The 18,119-nt window shown below is 65.3% G+C and carries 13 protein-coding genes and 1 pseudogene; 5 read left to right on the top strand and 9 right to left on the bottom strand.

Annotation, left to right across the window (positions count from 1 at the left end; genetic code table 11):
- Together PMI40_RS09225 and PMI40_RS09230 are read right to left on the bottom strand one after the other, a co-directional pair.
- Positions 1–288 (bottom strand): annotated as a pseudogene (locus PMI40_RS09225) (hypothetical protein); the annotation flags it as partial.
- Between the two features lie 125 nt (positions 289–413).
- Positions 414–1,967, bottom strand: coding sequence for a methyl-accepting chemotaxis protein (locus tag PMI40_RS09230; RefSeq protein WP_008114428.1), 1,554 nt, complete (start codon positions 1,965–1,967; stop codon positions 414–416).
- A 512-nt stretch (positions 1,968–2,479) separates the two neighbouring features.
- On the opposite strand from PMI40_RS09230, the gene PMI40_RS09235 reads away from it, so the two are divergent.
- Genes PMI40_RS09235 through PMI40_RS24565 form a run of 3 tightly spaced genes read left to right on the top strand, consistent with a single transcriptional unit; the run spans position 2,480 to position 5,559 of the window.
- Complete coding sequence (locus PMI40_RS09235) at positions 2,480–2,704, top strand: hypothetical protein (protein ID WP_008114430.1); 225 nt, start codon at positions 2,480–2,482, stop codon at positions 2,702–2,704.
- Positions 2,705–2,714: 10 nt separating this feature from the next.
- Positions 2,715–3,152: a hypothetical protein gene (locus tag PMI40_RS23795; protein ID WP_008114432.1), complete on the top strand. Its 438-nt coding sequence runs from the start codon at positions 2,715–2,717 to the stop codon at positions 3,150–3,152.
- Positions 3,136–5,559: a calcium-binding protein gene (locus PMI40_RS24565; protein ID WP_008114433.1), complete on the top strand. Its 2,424-nt coding sequence runs from the start codon at positions 3,136–3,138 to the stop codon at positions 5,557–5,559. Before PMI40_RS23795 ends, PMI40_RS24565 begins: the two co-directional genes overlap by 17 nt.
- 48 nt (positions 5,560–5,607) lie before the next feature.
- Here the strand turns inward: PMI40_RS24565 and PMI40_RS09245 are convergent, their stop codons facing one another.
- From PMI40_RS09245 to PMI40_RS09255, 3 genes are read right to left on the bottom strand one after another with little or no spacing between them, the layout of a single operon-like run.
- Entirely contained in the window at positions 5,608–7,083 is a 1,476-nt protein-coding gene (locus tag PMI40_RS09245) for an efflux transporter outer membrane subunit (protein WP_008114435.1), read from the bottom strand.
- Entirely contained in the window at positions 7,080–8,318 is a 1,239-nt protein-coding gene (locus PMI40_RS09250) for an efflux RND transporter periplasmic adaptor subunit (protein ID WP_008114437.1), read from the bottom strand. Before PMI40_RS09250 ends, PMI40_RS09245 begins: the two co-directional genes overlap by 4 nt.
- A 3-nt stretch (positions 8,319–8,321) precedes the next feature.
- Positions 8,322–11,537 carry an efflux RND transporter permease subunit gene (locus PMI40_RS09255; RefSeq protein WP_008114439.1) on the bottom strand — a complete coding sequence of 1,072 codons (3,216 nt, stop codon included), beginning with the start codon at positions 11,535–11,537 and terminating at the stop codon, positions 8,322–8,324.
- Between the two features lie 406 nt (positions 11,538–11,943).
- On the opposite strand from PMI40_RS09255, the gene PMI40_RS09260 reads away from it, so the two are divergent.
- The gene (locus tag PMI40_RS09260) at positions 11,944–12,828 is read left to right on the top strand and encodes an oxygenase MpaB family protein (protein WP_008114441.1); all 885 of its coding nucleotides are present in this window, start codon (positions 11,944–11,946) and stop codon (positions 12,826–12,828) included.
- Between the two features lie 4 nt (positions 12,829–12,832).
- On the opposite strand, the gene PMI40_RS09265 is transcribed toward PMI40_RS09260, so the two are convergent.
- From PMI40_RS09265 to PMI40_RS09280, 4 genes are all read right to left on the bottom strand, one after another.
- Entirely contained in the window at positions 12,833–13,051 is a 219-nt protein-coding gene (locus PMI40_RS09265) for a hypothetical protein (RefSeq protein WP_008114444.1), read from the bottom strand.
- A 207-nt stretch (positions 13,052–13,258) separates the two neighbouring features.
- Positions 13,259–13,651 carry a c-type cytochrome gene (locus tag PMI40_RS09270; RefSeq protein ID WP_193365685.1) on the bottom strand — a complete coding sequence of 131 codons (393 nt, stop codon included), beginning with the start codon at positions 13,649–13,651 and terminating at the stop codon, positions 13,259–13,261.
- Positions 13,652–13,899: 248 nt separating this feature from the next.
- On the bottom strand, positions 13,900–15,477 hold the full coding sequence (locus tag PMI40_RS09275; protein ID WP_008114449.1) for a DHA2 family efflux MFS transporter permease subunit: 1,578 nt from the start codon (positions 15,475–15,477) through the stop codon (positions 13,900–13,902).
- Between the two features lie 2 nt (positions 15,478–15,479).
- Positions 15,480–16,550, bottom strand: a complete 1,071-nt coding sequence (locus PMI40_RS09280; protein WP_008114451.1) for an HlyD family secretion protein — start codon at positions 16,548–16,550, stop codon at positions 15,480–15,482.
- Positions 16,551–16,660: 110 nt separating this feature from the next.
- Here PMI40_RS09280 and PMI40_RS09285 point away from each other — a divergent pair, with 110 nt between their 5' ends.
- Positions 16,661–18,109, top strand: coding sequence for an efflux transporter outer membrane subunit (locus tag PMI40_RS09285; RefSeq protein WP_008114453.1), 1,449 nt, complete (start codon positions 16,661–16,663; stop codon positions 18,107–18,109).
- The last annotated feature ends 10 nt before the right edge of the window (positions 18,110–18,119 follow it).

The raw sequence follows: 18,119 nt of genomic DNA on the forward strand, positions 1-18,119 counted from the left end.
GGCGGCCGGCCCCAGCCACAACAGCACCGGCGCGACCAGCGTGCGCAGGCGCTTGAGGCTGCGTCGACGCGGTTTCACATCGAAGCCCGCCTGTTCCAGCGCCTCGACCAGCAGGCGCATGCAATATGGCGCGCAGAACTGTTGCGCCAGCAGCGCCGACGAAAACGGCGTGCGGTGTACCGCACACAGGCTTTGGACGATCCAGAAGAAAGTCTCGTGCGTCAGCTCGCACGATTCGGCGGCCGGTGAACTGCGCCGGAAGAGATGGCTGAACGAAGGTGTCGACATGAAAACATTCTCATGTCCAACGTCCGGCGGCCCGCGAAACTACGTCCCGGATAAGAAGCAATTTCGAATTAGTTGCAGCGCAACATGCAAGCGCGCGACCCCAGGCCGGCGCGCCTGCGCTCGCCTCAGCTGCGCTCGAGCTTGAATACGCTGACCACCTGCGTCAGCTTGCCGGCCTGGTCCTGCAATGATTGCGCGGCAGCGGCGGCTTCCTCGACCAGTGCCGCGTTCTGCTGGGTGACCTCGTCCATCTGGGTGATGGCGCGATTGATTTCGTCCAGGCCGGTGCTCTGTTCGTGGCTGGCCGAGGTGATCTCGCCGACGATGTCGGTCACGCGCCGCACGCTGGCCACCACTTCGGACATGGTGGAACCGGCGCGTTCGACCAGTTGGCTGCCCACGCCGACCTTCTCGACCGAATCATCGATCAAGCCCTTGATTTCCTTGGCGGCCGAGGCCGAGCGCTGCGCCAGCGAGCGCACTTCGGAAGCCACCACCGCAAAGCCACGTCCCTGCTCACCGGCGCGCGCGGCTTCCACCGCCGCATTCAGGGCCAGGATATTGGTCTGGAAGGCGATGCCATCGATGACGCTGATGATGTCGACGATCTTCTTGGACGACTCGTTGATCGAGCCCATGGTCTGCACCACCTGGCCCACCACTTCGCCACCCTGGGTGGCGATCTCGGAGGCCGATACGGCCAACTGGTTGGCCTGGCGGGCGTTGTCGGCGTTCTGCTTGACGGTGGCGGTCAGCTCTTCCATGGCCGAGGCGGTCTCCTCCAGCGAGCCGGCCTGCTGCTCGGTGCGCGAGGACAGGTCGAGGTTGCCGGTGGCGATCTCCTGGGATGCCATGGAAATGGTGTCGGTGCCGGTCCGCACTTCACCGACGATACGCTGCAGGCTGTCGTTCATGGCCCGCAGCGAATGCATCAGCATGCCGGTCTCGTCGGTGCTGGTGGCGCGGATGTCGACGGTGAGGTCGCCCTGTGCCACGCGCTGGGCCACTTCGACGGCGTCGTTGAGCGGGCGCGACACGATACGGGCCACCGCCACGGCCAGCGCGAAGGCGATGACCACGATGGCGGCCAGCAGCCCCACGATCCAGGCCCGGGCCGACGCAAACGTGTTATCGGCGGATTGGTCGGACCGGGCGCTGCCGTCGTCGTTGACCTTGACGATGCCGTCGAGCTGGTCGTTCATGGTCCGGAACAGCTTGTTGGATTCGCCCTTGAACAACGCGCGCGCCTCTTCGTTCTTGTCGGCCTGTGCCAGGGCGGTCAATTGCTTGTCGACCTCGACGTAGGCAGCAAAGGTCTTGCCGAACTGCTCGTAGATGGCTTTCTCTTCGGGTTCAGAGATCTGTTTTTCATAGGCCAGGCGCTGCTTGGCCAGGGTCTCGAGGCGGGTCTTGATCGCCTTCTCGGCATCGCTGCGATCGCTCTCCTGCTGGGCGGTGATCATCTGCAATTCCGATATCCGCATGCGCGGCAGCGACGCTTGCAGGATCTGCGCCGTCTTGATGGTCGGCAGCCAGTTCTGGGCGATATCGGTGGAGGCCTGGTTGACCGCATCGAGTTGCCTTATGGCAAATATGCCGAGGATCACCGTGAGCACAATCACGGCAGCAAAGGAAAGAATCAGTTTTCTGGCTATCTTGAGGTTGTAGAACCAGGTCATGGCGCCCTCGAATCGGCTAAGCATGCAATATTGCAGCTTGCATTCTAGGGACCTCATCGGCCCGACATATCGACAAGCAACGATGGCTTTATGCGGCATTTGCAGACTTGCGCGCCTTGGCTGACGACAAGCTGCCAAGCGCCTGACAAGCCTGTCAGCATCGGGGAGTTGTCGATCCGACAGTATCGTCGGACCCGTGAATTTGCCGCTGCTATCGGCAGCAAAACCGCCCGGGTTTCGATAGCCAGGCCGACGCGCCCGACCGAGACTGTGCGCGTGCACCCACCGTCGCCGCAGGCAGCAACCGCCACCTCCCCAAGCACCGGACCGCGTTATCCACTCCACGACCATCCTGTATGCCCCGCTACCTTCGTTGCCTTTGCCCAGCCGTTGTACTTTGCGTTGTCGCCGCCTGTGCGCGCTCCGACGAACCGGCGCGTGCCCTCGCCGGTGGCTTGCTGCAGGCCCTGGTCGACCATGGCCACTGCCAGGCCATACGGCCTTGCATCGACATGATCGATGTCAGCGGCGCGCACAGCCGCATCGAAGTCGCCCTGGTCGACAGTGGCGACGCGGCGCGCCTGGGCGACGCCATCGAGTACATCGTCGAGCACGGCTTCGTGGTGACCGGCGGGGTTCCCATCTTGGTGCGCATCTATGCCGGCCCGGTCGGCGGCGATGGCAGGCGTGCCTTGTTCGGCAAACGCGCGACAACGCGCATCGAGATCACCGGATAGGAGAGACCAGATGAAACCAGGCAGATGGGTACCCGGCTGGGCAGTGATCGTGCTGTGCGGGCTCGCCGGTTGCGGTGAAGCCTATCGGCCTCACGGACGGGCGATATCTCGCAGCGCCATCGAATCCATTGTTGACAGAGGGTATTGCAGGGACATGGATGACTTCCGTACCAAGATGCACATCTTCGGTGGACACGGTCGTCAGGCCAACTTCACGATCTATGCCCCGCAAGAACGACGGGTGTTGGCGGCTTATATCGCTTACATCGCGGTGCATGGACTGGCCATCACAAAGAGAATACCTATGTCCGATGGCAAGCCCCCCGCTGGGGGAGTGCCGATATCGGTCAAGGTCTATCCAAGGCAACGACGCGATTATGGAAGTCTTCCGTCACCAGGCCATACACCGATAATCAAGATGAAGGTAGAAAATGACACCCACCGTTAGAATCCGCGTCGACATTCTTGCTGACGACCTGGTTCCCCATACGTGGCTTTATGTTACGGACGAAACGGGAACGGCCACCGAGTACGGATTCGTTCCGGCGATAGAGTTGACGGCGGTAGGCACAGGTCGAATCGATATCCAGACGCCGCGCAACGCTTCCGAAGAGCATCCATTTACATTAGAGGGGCCTACCGTTGCCCTTACAGAGGAACAGTTCAAGAAACTAAAGGCGGCTATACACGATTCCGCTTCCGCCCCTCCTTACTATCGCCTCTGGGGCAAGGACTTGCTGGACCGGGAAAGCATGAACTGCACCGAGTGGACCAGCAGTATCTGGGCGCAAGCCGAGCTACCCCAACAACTTGGTTTTACCCGGCACTGGAACCCATATGGCCAGGCGATATGGGGACGTTTGCATGAGGCACGCGACGCCATCGCCAAGTCTCTCAAGCAGACATTCGGGAAGGCCGAACGTGCGATGAGTCCGCTGATCCTGGACCTCGATGGCAACGGCATCGGGACCGTGGCGCTGGATGCTGGCGTCCAGTTCGATCATGACGACAACCAGTTCAGCGAACGTAGCGGCTGGGTGGACAAATCCGATGCGCTGTTGGCATGGGACCGCAACAACGACGGCGTGATCGACAACGGCACCGAGTTGTTCGGCAATCACACGCGCGACGACCAGGGCAACACTGCTGCCAATGGCTTTGAAGCACTGCGCTGGCTCGACCGGAACCTAGATGGTGTGGTCGACGCCAATGACGAGGATTACCAGCATCTGCGGCTCTGGCAAGATCGCGACGGCAATGGGCGCTCGGATGCAGGTGAGCTATCGACCCTGCAGGATGTCGGCGTGGCACAGCTCGGGCTGTCTTATGCCGAGAGCGATCTGGTCGACGGTAATGGCAACGCTCATCGCCAGCTCGGGCAATTCATTCGCACCGATGGCACGGCCGCAACCATGAATGACGTCTGGTTCGCCACTGATACTGCACTGACGGTCGAACGCGATCGCGTTGCCATCGATGCCGGCATCGGGATACTGCCCGACCTGCATTGCATGGGGAATACGGCCAGCCTGCACCAGGTCATGCAACGAGACCACAGCGGTACGCTGGTCGACCTGGTACAACGCTTCATGCAAAGCACCGACGCAGCCGCGCGCAAGAGCCTGGTGGCCGAGATCATCTATCGATGGACTGGCGTCTACGACATGCGTCCCGACAGCTTTGCGCTGCGACGCAACCTGTGGACGCACATCACCGACGGCGCCTATGCTTTCCAAGACGGCAAATACAACTTCGCCGGCGACGCTCGTCGCATCTTTGCGCTGGAGCGCCTGCTGGGTCAGCGTTACCGTGCAGGTGAATCCGGCCCCGACATCGATCGCCGTTACTACCGCCGCGCATTGATCGGCCCGCAGGCCGCACGCGATATACGTTCTTCGTTCGACATGCTGGAGCACCATGTACATGCCTTACTGACGCTGCAAAGCGGCCACCTACCGCTGATGGAAAGGATCGCCTTGCACTTCGATGCCGACGGACTGCAGATCGACACCCGCGCCTTCGTACAGGCCCTTCACGACACCTTCCTCGAATCTCCGACACGTGCCGCCTGGATGCTTTCAATGCATGTGGCTTGCCTAGGACAGATAGGATACTTCGGTGACCGCGTAATCGCCGGCATCGTATCGGAAAGCGCACAATTTGACGACAACTTCAGTGGCCTGGTGACCGCAGGTGTCATCGGCACGGCTGGCAGCGATACCTTGCGCGTTCGAAACAAGAAAGAGCGGGGCCATCTCTTCGGCCTGGATGGCAATGACCGGCTGCATGGCGGCGACGGGGACGACCGTCTCCATGGCGGGCCAGGAGACGACTGGCTGCGCGGTGGGTCTGGCAATGATACCTATGTGTTCAGCCTGGGAGACGGCAGCGATATCATCAGTAACACGGATCGCAACACGGGTCGCGAGGATACGATTGCCTTTACCAACGTACGGTCGCAGGATGTACGCGCAATACGCAGAAAGGACCGGCATCTGGTGATCGACTACGGCGACCACGATTCGGTCCAGGTCAACAACCATTTCGCCGGGCGCCGCCAGCAGGTGGATCTTGTCGTCTTCTCGGATGAGGTCACCGTGAGCGCGGCTGACCTGCGCACGGCCAGTCGGCTTGCTCGTTCGCGTGCGATATCCGCCTCGTCTGCGCCCGATGCCTGGGACCTGACGGCCGTGCTGACGCAATGGCAAGGTCGGCATGCGTCGGCGCTGTATGGCAACCAGACGCCCGGGCTGCAACAGACCCCACCTCTCCCGCCTTGCCGGAGCGCGTTGGAGGGGGCCATGCCAGGTGCGCTCGATAGCGCCCGCGCCAATCTCGCGCCGTTGCTTGCCTGAATCCCTGCCGTGGCGCTGACGCCACCGCTGCGGCGACGCCAGCAGCAATCAGGACGGCTTGTCCGGCCTGGTCGCAGTCGCTGCGGAGCCGTCTTCGCGGCGTTCATGCCAGTCGCCGCCCAGGGCCTTGATCAGGAACACCGACACCAGCAACCGCTGTCCCATCAACTGCGCCGACTGGCGTTCACTGTTCAATAACGACTGCTGCGCCGTGATGACATCGAGATAAGGCGTCACACCGCCTTCGTAGCGGCTGTTGGCCAGGTCCAGCACCCGGCGCGCGCTGGCGATGGCCGATTGCGATTGCTGGTAGGCGCGGTCCAGCGCGGCAATGCCGCTGATGCCATCCTCGACTTCCTGCATGGCCGTCAGCACCGTGCGGCGATAGGTGGCCACCGCCACCTCGTAGCCGGCCTTGGTGAAATCGACGCCGGAGCGCAGGCGGCCCGCATCGAACAAGCTCTGGGTGGCCGATACGCCGAGCGACCACAACACGCTGGGCGCATTGAACAGGCTGCCCCAGTTGCGACTGTCCACGCCGTACGAAGGCGACAGCATGAAGCTCGGATAATAGGCGGCGCTGGCCACGCCGATCTGCGCATTGGCCGCCGCCATGGCACGTTCGGCGCTGGCGATGTCGGGTCGCCGTTCCAGCACGTCGGACGGCACGCCCAGCGGGATCGGCGGCAACGCGATCGGCGCGGTCGACGGTGCGATGGCGAAGATCGGCGCCGGGGTGCCGGTCAGCGTGGCGATGGCGTGTTCGTATTGCGCCCGCTGGCGCCCCAGGATGTCGACCTGGGTCAGGGTGTTGTCCAGCAGCGCCTGCTGCTGGGCCACGTCCAGGCCCGAGGTGGCGCCCAGGTCATGGCGCGAGGTCGCCAATTCGAGCGCATGGCGCTGCAGGCCGATGGAACGCTTGACCACATCGATCTCGACATCGAGCTCGCGCAGGTTGAAGTAGTTGCTGGCCAGTTCCGCGCCCAGCAACAGGCGCGCGTTCTCGAAGTCGGCCGCCGACTGCTGGGCCTGCGCACTGGCGCCTTCCACCACGCGCTGCACCCGGCCGAAGAAATCGAGCTCGTAGCTCACCCCCAGGCCCAGTGCAAAATCGTTTTGCACGGTGCCGTAGTTGGGCGAGTTGTAGTTGGTCAGGGGCCGATTGGCCGAGATACGCGAACGGGCGGCGCGCGCATTGATGCCCACCTGCGGCGACTGGCCGGCCGTGGCCACATTGAGCTGTGCACGCGCCTGCGTCAGCCGGGCCGCCGCGATGGCCAGGGTCTGGTTGCCGCCCAATGCCTGCTGTTGCAGCGCGTTGAGCTGGGCGTCGCCAAAGCGCTCCCACCACGGTCCGCGTACAGCCGCGTCTTGCGGTTGCATCACGCGCCAGGGTGCCTCCGGTGTCCAGGCGGCCGGCATGACCACCGCAGGCGCCTGATAATCGGGTCCACTGGCGCAGCCGGCCAGTGCCCCCACCAGCGCGACGCCGGCCAGCCGGGTCCAGGCATGCCTGCCGATCACGATGCCGCCTTTTTCCGGTCGCCGTCGGCGGCGGGTTTTTCCTTCGCGGCTTCCTTGGCCGGCTCCACCAGGTCGCCCTCGGCCAGCGAATCGGACGGATTGAGGATCAGGTGCTCGTTGCCGCTCAGGCCCTCCAGCACTTCCACGGTCAGGCCCAGGTTGCGTCCCACGCGGACCTTCTTCAGGCGTACGTGGTTGTTTTCATCCAGCGCCGCCACCTGGGCACCGTCGCGACGGAACATCAGGGTGTCGGCCGAGACCAGCAACATGCCACTGGACGGTAACGGCAACGCGACCTGCACGAAGGCGCCGGGCAGCAGGGCATTGTCGCTGTTGGGCAGGCTGACCTCGATCTGCATGGCGCGCGTGGCGGGGTCGATGGAGCCGGCCGTGCGCGCCACCTTCCCTTCGAACTTGCGGCCCCGCAACTCGGCCTGGGTAATGGTGACCTTCTGGCCCGCCTTGACCAGGTTGGCGTAGGACTGCGGCACGTTGACGTAGGCCCGCAGCGGGTCGGTCTGCGACAACACGAACAAGGCGCGACCGGCGCCCGGGTCGATCAGGTCGCCCACGTCGACGTTGCGTCGGGTGATGGTGCCGGCGAAGGGGGCCACGATGCGCTTGAAGCCTTCCACCTGGCGCAATCGTTCGACGTTGGCCTCGGCCGCGGCCAGGTTGGAGGTGGCCTGGGTGTAGGCGCTGCGGCGTTCGTCGAGCTCCTGTTGCGATACCGCGTCCTTCTTGCGCAGCGCTTCCCAGCGCGCCATCGAACTCCTGGCCAGGTCCAGGCTGGCCGCCGCCTGTGCGCGTGCGGCCACCGCCTGCGACAGCTGCTGGTCGATTTCAGGCGTGTCGAGTTCGGCCAGCAGGTCGCCCTTTTTCACTTCGGCGCCGATATCCTTGTACCAGCGCTTGAGGTACCCGCTGGAACGGGCCGAGATGGGCGACTGCACGAAGCCCTGCAGCGTTCCCGGCAGGACCAGGGTCTGGCCCTCGGCCGTGCTGCGGGCGTCGGTCACGCGCACATAGACCTTGGCGCGCTCGGCGGTGCCGGCCTCCAGTTCGCGGGCATTGGCGCTACGGCTGACCAGCGTGCGTGCGGCGCCAGCGGCGAGCAACACCAGCACCACCACCAGCACCAGCTTGGCGCGTCGCACCATCTGCTGCCGCTTGGCCAGTTCGCCCTCGTCGGGCAGGGCATGGATACCCAATTCGGAATGACGTTCTTGCGACATGACTCAAGCCTCTCCTGGCACATGCCCGGCAGGGGCGGCGGGCGGTATGCGCCCGGACGCCTTGCGGGCCAGTCTCTGATGCACGCCGGCAAACACCACCGGCACGAAAAACAATGTCGATACGGTGGCAAACAGCAGCCCGCCGATCACTGCGCGCCCCAGCGGCGCATTCTGTTCGGCCCCCTCGCCCAGGCCCAGCGCCATGGGGATCATGCCGATGATCATCGCCAACGCCGTCATCAACACCGGCCGGATACGGGTCGATCCCGATTCGAGCGCGGCCGCCAGCGGCGTGGCGCCTTCTTCCCGGCGCTGGCGCGCAAACGCCACGATCAGGATACTGTTGGCGGTGGCCACGCCCATGGTCATGATGGCCCCGGTCAAGGCCGGCACCGACAGCGTGGTGCCGGTGATGAACAGCATCCAGGCGATGCCCGCCAGCGCCGCCGGCAGTGCCGCGATGATGATGGCCGCGTCGATCCACGACTGGAAGTTCACCACCACCAGCAGGTAGACCAGCACGATGGCCATGGCCAGGCCCACGCCCAGGCCGAGGAAGGACGACTTCATGGTCTCGACCTGCCCCCGCACCACCACCTGGGTGCCACGCGGCAGGCGCGGCCTGATCTCGTCGACCAGCCGGTCGACGCGGCCGGCCACGCTGGCCAGGTCGGTGCCCTGCACGCTGACGAATATGTCGATGGCCGGTGAAATGTTGTAGCGCGAGGCGATGGCCATCTGGCGCCCGGCGCGTACATCGACCAGGTTGCCCAGCAATTGGGTGCTGGCATTGGGCAAGGCAGCGTTGGCGGCCGCATTGGCGCCGGCACCGACCGGGATATTGAGCAGGGCGTCGAGCGAATCGACGGTGTATTGCGGTGACTGCACGGCGATGTTGTAGACCACCCCATTGTTGGGATTGAGCCAGAACGCAGGCTGCGTCTGGGAGCTGCCCGACAGCGCGATCAACAGGTTCTGGCCGACGTTGGACGCCGACAGTCCGAACTGCTGCAGGCGGGTGCGATCGATGCGCAGGTCCAGCGCCGGGCCATCGAGGCGCTGGTGGACGTGGGCGTCGACCGCGCCCGGCACCTGGCGGATCTTCTTGGTCAGCTCGGCAGCCAGCTCGGCATTGGCTTGCATGTTGGGGCCGGTGAATTGCACATCGATGGCAGCCGGCAAGCCGAAGTTGAGGATTTGCGTGACGATGTCTGCCGGCTGGAAGAAGAACTCCACCCCCGGGAAACGCCTGGGCAGCTCGGCCCGCAAGAGCGCCATCAATTCGTCGCTGGGGCGATGGCCCTCTTTCAGCGCCATCAGCATTTCGCCGTCCAGCGTGCCGATGGTGCCGGCATTGCTGTAGGAAAGGTTGATCCCCGAATTGGGTACGCCCAGGTTGTCAAGGATGGTCTCCAGCTCGTGCTCGGGGATGAGCTCGCGGATCACCCGTTCGACCTGGTCGGCCAGGCGCGCGGTCTCTTCGATACGGGTGCCGGTGGGCGCGCGCATGTGCAGCCGCAACTGGCCGGCGTCGACGCTGGGGAAGAAGTCGCGTCCCAGGAACGGAAACAGCAGGCACGACAGCAGGCAGAAACCGAGGAAGCCGAACGCAAACCGGCGCCGGTGCGCCAGCAGCGACGACAGCACCAGCGTGTAGCCGCGCCGCACCCTTTCGAAGCGGGCGTCGAACGCCAGGTACACCCGCTGCAGCAGGCTCTGCTTGGCGGCATCGACCTGGCCATGGCTGCCCATGAGCAGCATGACCAGCGTCGGCACCAGCGTGCGCGAGAGGATGTACGACGCCACCATCGCAAACACCACCGCCTCGGCCAGGGGCACGAACAAAAAGCGCGCCACCCCCGACAGGAAGAACATCGGCACGAACACGATGCAGATGCACAGGGTCGAGACGAAGGCCGGCACCCCGATCTCGCCGGCACCGACGATGATCGAATCGTGCAAGGGCTTGCCCAGGTGCATGTGGCGCTCGATGTTCTCGATGGTGACGATCGCCTGGTCGACCAGGATCCCCACCGACAGTGCCAGGCCGCCCAGCGTCATCAGGTTGAGCGTCTCGCCCAGCGCCGCCAGCGCCAGGATCGCGGCCATGATCGACAGCGGGATGGTCAAGGCAATGATCAGCGTGCTGCGCCAGTTGCCCAGGAACAGCAGCACCATGGCGGCGGTCAGGCCGGCGGCGATCAGGGCCTCGCTGATGACGCCGGCCACTGCCGCCTTGACGAACAGCGACTGGTCGAACAGGGGCGTGATCTTGACGTCCTCGGGCATGGTCTGCGACGCCACCGGCAACATCTTGCGCAGGTTGGCGACGATATCCAGGGTCGACGCCCCGCCGTTCTTGAGCACCGACAGCAACACGCCACGGGCGCCGTCCTGGCGCACCACATTGGTCTGCGGCGAGAAGCCGTCGCGCACGTTGGCCACATCCTTGATATAGATGGTGGCACCGCTGGTGGTGCGCACCGGCAGGTCGTTCAGTCCGGCCACCGCCTCCGGCGAGCCATTCATCTTGACCGTGTATTCGGTGGCGCCGAACTTGGCGGTGCCCGACGGCAGGATCAGGTTCTGGGTGTTGACCGCGTTGACCACGTCGATCGGTGCCAGGCCGCGCGCCTGCATGGCCTGGGTATCGAGGTCGACCGAGATCAGCCGGGTCTTGCCACCATAGGGAAACGGCACGGCCACGCCGGGAATGGTGATCAACTGCGGGCGCAAGGTCTGCACCGCCGCATCGAACACCGTCTGCTCCGGCAGCGATGGCGACGACAGCGCCAACTGCATCACCGGAATACTGGAAGCCGAATACTTGATCACCAGCGGCGGCGTGATCCCCGGCGGCAGCTGGCGCAGCTGCGACTGCACCGAGGCGACCACCTGCGAAATCGCGTTCTGGATATTGGCCTTGGGCTGGAAGAACACCTTGATCACCGATACCCCGGCCAGCGACTGCGATTCGATATGCTCGATGTCGCTCACCACGGTGGTGAGCCCGCGCTCGTTCTGGGCAGCGATGCGCTGGCCCATCTCCTGCGCCGACAGGCCGTTGTAGTTCCAGATGATGCTGACCACCGGGATATTGATCTCGGGGAAGATATCGGTGGCCATGTTGAGCAGCGTCAATGGCGTAGCCAGGACGATCAGCATCGCCATCACGATGAAGGTGTACGGACGGCGCAATGCCAGCGCGACCATGTTCATGGACTGGAACTCATTTCATCAAACCGCGAGTGCGCAGCACCGGCCATGCCGGCGCGCCGACGACCCATGGTCGTCGCCCTCTCCCGCTTGCTTTTTATATGTCATGCGCGGCCGCGCGAAGCCCCGAACGGCTGCACTCCCTGATGCGTGATACGTGATGCCGGATACCTCGTAGCAACAACCGTGCCGCGACTGCCTCCCCTGTCCTGGCCGCTGCGTGGCAGCTGGCCGGCACCTGCATTTCTTGTTAGTGGGCAACCGTTTTGGCGTGGGCTATTGTAGCGGCGCACAAGAGGCCATGACGGCCCGACGGCGGGAATTTTTTCTGACAGAAATGTCAGCAAGTACGGCCCGATCTCGGCTATGGCACACTGCCTGCAGTGTCCACCCCTTACATTCTCACGCCATGGAATTGCTCCGCCAGCGTATCGAAGCCAGTGTGCTGGCCATCAGCCGTCCGCCCGGCAGCGCCGACTTCCTGCGGCCGCCGGGCGACCCCGGTTTGTTCGGTCCGGATTCGGCCGCCTGGCAGGTGCATGGCGATTTCACGGCCATGCTCATCGGTGGGGTGGCGGCGCTGATGTTGCAGATGTTGCATCCGTTGGCCCTGGCGGGGGTGTGGGACCACTCCAATTTCCAGGCCGACATGCTGGGCCGGCTGCGGCGCACCGCCCAATTCATCGCCGGCACCACTTTTGGTGCACGCCAGGATGCCGAGCGGCTCATTGCGCGGGTGCGACAGATTCACCTGGGCGTGACCGGCCAGGCCAGCGATGGTCGCCGCTATGCCGCCAGCGATCCGGACCTGCTGACCTGGGTGCATTGCGCCGAGGTCAGTTGCTTCCTGCGCGCCTATGTCCGTTATCGCGATCCCGGCTTTTCACCGGCCGACCAGGATCGCTACTACGACGAGATCGCCACCGTTGCCCTGGCACTGGGTGCGCGCGACGTGCCACGTTCGCGCGCGGCGATGGACCGCTACCTGCTGTCGATGCAGGCACAGCTGCATTGCGACGGGCGCACCATGAAGACCCTGCAGCTGGTCTTGCAGGCGCCCGCGCCCCATGCGCTGGCACTGCCCTGGACACGCTTGATGATGCGCGCCGGGATCGACCTGCTGCCGGCGCACGCCAAGCAGCTGCTGGGCATTGGGCCCACCTCGCCGGCCCGGGCCTGGCTGTTGCAGCACGGTGTACGGCTGGCGGCACGGCCGATCCGCTGGGCGGTGCGCAACGGATCGGTGCACCTGGCGCGACGTCGCATGGGATTGCCCGCTGGCGCGCCGAGGTGAGCACTCAGCCCATGCCATCGTTTTCTTCACCCCAACCGCTACCATAGGCATTCGAGCCCGGGCCGGGTCGCACATTCCAACCCGGCAGCTCGGCAGCAGGGCCGCCGGCCGCCGGACGGCCGCTGTTGGACGGTCGCTCGCGGTTGGCCTGGTAGACCATGGGATAGGTGCCGTAGTAACCGCCGCTGATTTCTCGCGTTGCCATCGACTGGATTGCAAACATGATGAACTCCTTGCATCAAAAAAGTTGAACAACGGAGTCTTCATTACACCGGTGCCAACCACGCCGCGGCATGAGAAAAGTCTGCAAACGGGCGCCATGTAGCAGGCAACCGGACGCGATGTCGAATAACCGGATAACGGATTAGGCGAGGCTGAAAAAAAGTTGGTATCACTGCGTCAGACAACGAGCGATGCCTCGAAATCCTGGCTATCGGGTCGTGCTGCGCAGGTAGGCCAGGATGTCGTCGCGCTGGCGCTCGCTAGCGATGCCCCAGAAGCGCATCTTGTTGCCCGGCACTACGTCATCGGGCGACTTCATGAATGCCCGCAAGCGCTCTTCGGTCCAGTTGAAGTTGGCATTGGCCATGGCGCTGGAATAACGGAAATCCGCCGTGGCGCCGGCACGGCGTCCGATCACGCCATTGAGCTGCGGACCGAAGCCGCCGCGCGCGGACGGACCGACCTGATGGCAGCTGGCACATTTGGCAAAGGCGGCGCGGCCGGCGGCAACGTCGCCGGCCGCACCGGCGAGCGGGGACCAGGACCACATGATGGCCAGCACGACAGCCAATGACGAGAAGGGGCGGGTGCGTTGCAGCATAGGAGATGCGATCGGCCGCATGACCGGCCAGCGGCGAAAGGGAGGTCGAAAATCAATGGTGAACCGACCCGGTCGAGCCCGACCTGGCCAGGAAGTCGAGGTCGACACCGAACCGGCCGTCGTAGCCTCGATTCTATCGCTCAAACGCATTTCACCCGGATGCGTCGGCGGCCAGCACCGCCGGCAGCATCACCGTGCCAGCGCCGGGATGGACGAGGCGTCGACAACCGAAGGTGCCTGCGAGCGTTTCAATGCGCATGCTGCGACGGTGCCTTGGGCGGTGCCACGCGACGCATCAGGGGCACCATCAGCGTTGCCGTCAACAGGCACAGCATGATGACGAAGAAGGCGTCGGCGCAGGCCTGCGTCTGGGCCTCGCGCATGGCCAGCCGTGCCAGCGTGCGCAGGCTGCCGGCGTCGGCCGCGCCGGGCAGGATGCCGGCCTCGAGCAGGTGCCGGACGCCGCTGCGCAGCAGCTCCTGCATTGCCTCGTTGCCGGCATCGAGGTGTTCGGCCAGGCGCAGGAAATGCAGGTTGGTGCGGTCGTTGAGGATGGTGCCACATAGCGCGATGCCGATCGCGCCACCCAGGTTGCGCATCAGGTTGAACAGTCCAGAGGCCAGCTTGAGTCGCTCCGGCGCCAGCGAGCCCAGGGTCAGCGTGACCACCGGCGCCACCGCGAACTGCTGCGAGAAGCCGCGCAAGGCCTGCGGCAACAGCAGCTCGCGCCAGCCCCAGTCGTGGGTGATCGGAGTGAAGTTCCACATCGACAGCGTGAAGCAGGCCAGCCCGAACATCATCAGCCAGCGCAGGTCGATGCGCCGCGCCAGCATGGTGTAGAACGGAATGGCCAGGATCTGGAACAGCCCGGTCGAGAAGATGGCCAGGCCGATGTCGAGCGCGGAAAAGCCGCGCACCCGCGCCAGGAACACCGGGGTCAGGTAAATCGTGGCGAACAGCCCGATGCCGGTGACGAACGAGAAGAAGCAGCCCAGCGCAAAGTTGCGTTGCTTCAGCGCCCGCAGGTCGACCACCGGATGCGCATGGCGCAGGCTGCGCCAGACGAAACCCAGTCCCGCCACCAGCGCCACGATGGCGGTGCTGGCGATCACGTCGTCGCCCATCCAGCCGTAGCGGGGGCCTTCCTCCAGCGTGTATTCGAGGCAGCCCAACGCCAGCGCCAGCAACGCCATGCCGGGATAGTCGGCGCCGCGCAGCACGGACAGGTCGGGACGGTCGATCTTGACCATCATCGGCACCACGATGGCCACGAAGGTTCCCGGCACCAGGTTGACGAAGAACAGCCAGTGCCACGAATAGCTGCTGGTGATCCAGCCACCGATGGTGGGCCCCAGGGTCGGCGCCAGCGATGCCAGCGCGCCGACCGTGGCCGCCGCCAGCACCCGCTGGTGGCCCTGGAAATAGAAGAAGGCCGAGGTGAATACCAGCGGGATCATCGAACCGCCCAGGAAGCCCTGCAGCGCCCGGAAGGCAATCATGCTGTTGATGTCCCAGGCCAGTCCGCACAACAGGCTGGCGGCGGTAAAGCCGATGGCCGAGGCGGCGAACAGCCAGCGCGTCGACATCACCCGCGACAGCCAGCCGGACAGCGGGATGACGATGATCTCGGCAATCAGGTAACTGGTCTGCACCCAGGCGGTTTCGTCGGCGCCGGCCGACAGCCCGCCCCCGATATCGGCCAGCGACGCCGACACGATCTGTATGTCCAGCAACGCGATGAACATGCCCACGCACATGGTGGCAAACGCCAGCACGCGTTGTCGCGTGGTGAGTTCCGGCAAGGCCGGTGCGGCGGCGGCGCTCATGCTCAGCTCCGGTCGTCGCGCAGGTCGACGTCGGCGCTCACCGACAGCCCCGGGCGCAGTCGTCCCAGGCGTGCCGCTTCGCCATCGAGGGCGATGCGCACCGGCACCCGCTGCACGATCTTGGTGAAGTTGCCGGTGGCGTTTTCGGCCGGCAGCACGCTGAACTGGGCCCCTGTAGCCGGGGCCAGGCTCACCACATGGCCGCTGAAATGCTCACCCGGCAACACATCGGCCTTGATCACCACCGGCTGTCCGGTGTGCATGCGGGCAATCTGGCTTTCCTTGAAATTGGCGTCGACCCACAGCCCCTGGGCCGGCACCACCGACAGCAATTGCGCACCGACGTTGGCATAGGCGCCCACCCGCGCCCGCCGGTTGCCGACCACGCCGTCGACCGGCGCACGCAATTCGGTATAGGCCAGGTTCAGTTGCGCCATTTGCAGGTCGGCCTGCGCCTGCTGCAATGCCGCCTCGATCTGCTGGCGGCGCGCCGCGATCACGTCCTGCTGGCGGCGGGTGGCGGCCAGCGCCGCCTGCGCCTTGTGGCCGTTGGCTTGCGCCTGGTGGAATTCGGCGTCGGCGCGCTGGGCACTCTGCAATGACACTGCCGACTTGGCCACCAGGTTCTGGTAACGCTGCCGATCATCCCGGCTGCGTGCGGTCTCGCTATCGGCAGCGGCGACGGCGGCCCGCCCCTGTTCGATTACCGAGTCCTGCAGGCGCCGCTCGGCGTCGACGTTGACCAGCGCCGCCTGCTGCGCCGCCACCGCCGCCCGTGCCCGCGCCAGCGCCGCCAGGAAGTCGCGCTGGTCCAGCTTCACCAGCACCTCGCCGGCGCGCACGGCCTGGTTGTCCTGCACCAGTACCTGCTCGATATTGCCCGCCACCTTGGGCGCGATCACGGTGATGTCGCCGCCCACGTAAGCATCGTCGGTGCCCTCGACATGACGGCCGACGCTGAACCAGTACACACCCCATGCGACCAGCGCAATGGCCACCATGGCCAGCAACAGCAATTTCAACCAGCCACGGCGGCCAGGCGTCGATGAAGGGGGGATGGTCTGGGTGCTCATGGCAATGGATACCTGTGGGGAGTGGATGAGATAAGAGTTGCTTTCAAAACGATAGTAAGTTTAAACTTGCCACTATCATTTTGCAAGTTACTTCTCGGGAAATCGCTCTCATGACCATCCAACGCCTCCGCCTGCCTTGTCTAAGCGCGCTGTGTGCGGCACTGGCCGGCGCCAGCCTGCTGGCCGCCTGCACCAGCAGTCCGGACTACCATCGTCCGCACTATCAGGACCCGCCGCTGCGCAATGCCGCGCAACTGGCGTCGCGCCCGGCGGCGGCGCCCATGCCTGCGCTGGAACGGTGGTGGGAAGGCTTTGCCGACCCGCTGCTGGCCGACATCGTCACCCGCGCGCTGGCGCAGAACCTGGACCTGGCCGCTGCCATGGCACGCGTGGAGCAGGCGCGCGCGGTGGCGCAACTGGCCGGCACGCGTGGCCTGCCGCAGGGTGATCTGGATGGCCAGGCCGCGCGCAACCACCAGTCCTTGCACAGCCCGCTGGGACGCATCGCCAGCGCCATGCCCGGCTACCAACGCAACCAGAACCTGTTCGAGGTCGACGCCGGCGCCAGTTGGGAGCTGGACCTGGCCGGCGCCATCCGGCGCGGTACCCAGGCCGCCGACGCCGAACTGGAAGCGACCCAGGCGCTGCAGCTCGGCGTACGGGTGACGGTGGCGGCCGAAGCGGCCGACGCCTACTTCCGCATCCGGGCCGCGCAAGGCCGCATCGCGCTGGCACAGCGCCAGGTGCGCGCCAGCGACGAACTGGGCCAACTGGTGCAGTGGCGCATGAATGACGGCCTGGCCAGCAACGGCGAGCTGGCCCAGGCCCGGGCGCGCCTGTCCGAGGCCAGGGCCAGCTTGCCGCCGCTGCGCATCGAACTCGAACGGCAGTCGAATCGCCTTGACGTCTTGCTGGGCACGACACCGGGCGCCAACGCGCCTCGTTTGAACCAGCCCGCAGTGGAGGCGGTGGTACCGGCCATTGCGCTGGCCACCGGCAGCGCCGAACTGATGCGGCGCCGGCCCGACGTGATCGCCGCCGAGCGCCGCCTGGCCGCGTCCAGCGCGCGCATCGGCATGGCCGAGGCGGCGCGCTATCCGCAGCTGTCGCTGTCGGCGCTGGCGGGCTTGCAGAGCCTGGGTTCGGCGGGCCTGTTTTCAGCCGACAGCCTGCAGGCGCAAGGCGGCCTGGGACTGCGCTGGAGACTGTTTGACTTCGGTCGCATCGACGCCGAGATCGCCCGTGCCAGAGGGGCCAACGCCGAAGCCCTGGCGAACTACCGGCACAGCATGCTGCGCGCCACCGAGGACGTCGAGAATGCGGTCACGGTACTGGTGCAGCTGGAACAGCAAGCGCGCGACCTGGCACAGCAGGTGCAGGCACAGCAGCTGGCGCGCGGCAATGCCGAGCAAGCCTACCAGGGTGGCGTGTCGAGCCTGGCCGACGTGCTGACCGAGGATCGCTTGCTGATTGCCGCGCAAGACCGGATGGCGCAGGTGCATGCCGATAATGCGCGGGCGGCGGTGGGCCTGTTCAGGGCGATGGGGGGCGGGTGGTAACCGGCGAACA

The organism is Herbaspirillum sp. YR522, from assembly GCF_000282575.1.
Taxonomy (GTDB): domain Bacteria; phylum Pseudomonadota; class Gammaproteobacteria; order Burkholderiales; family Burkholderiaceae_D; genus Herbaspirillum.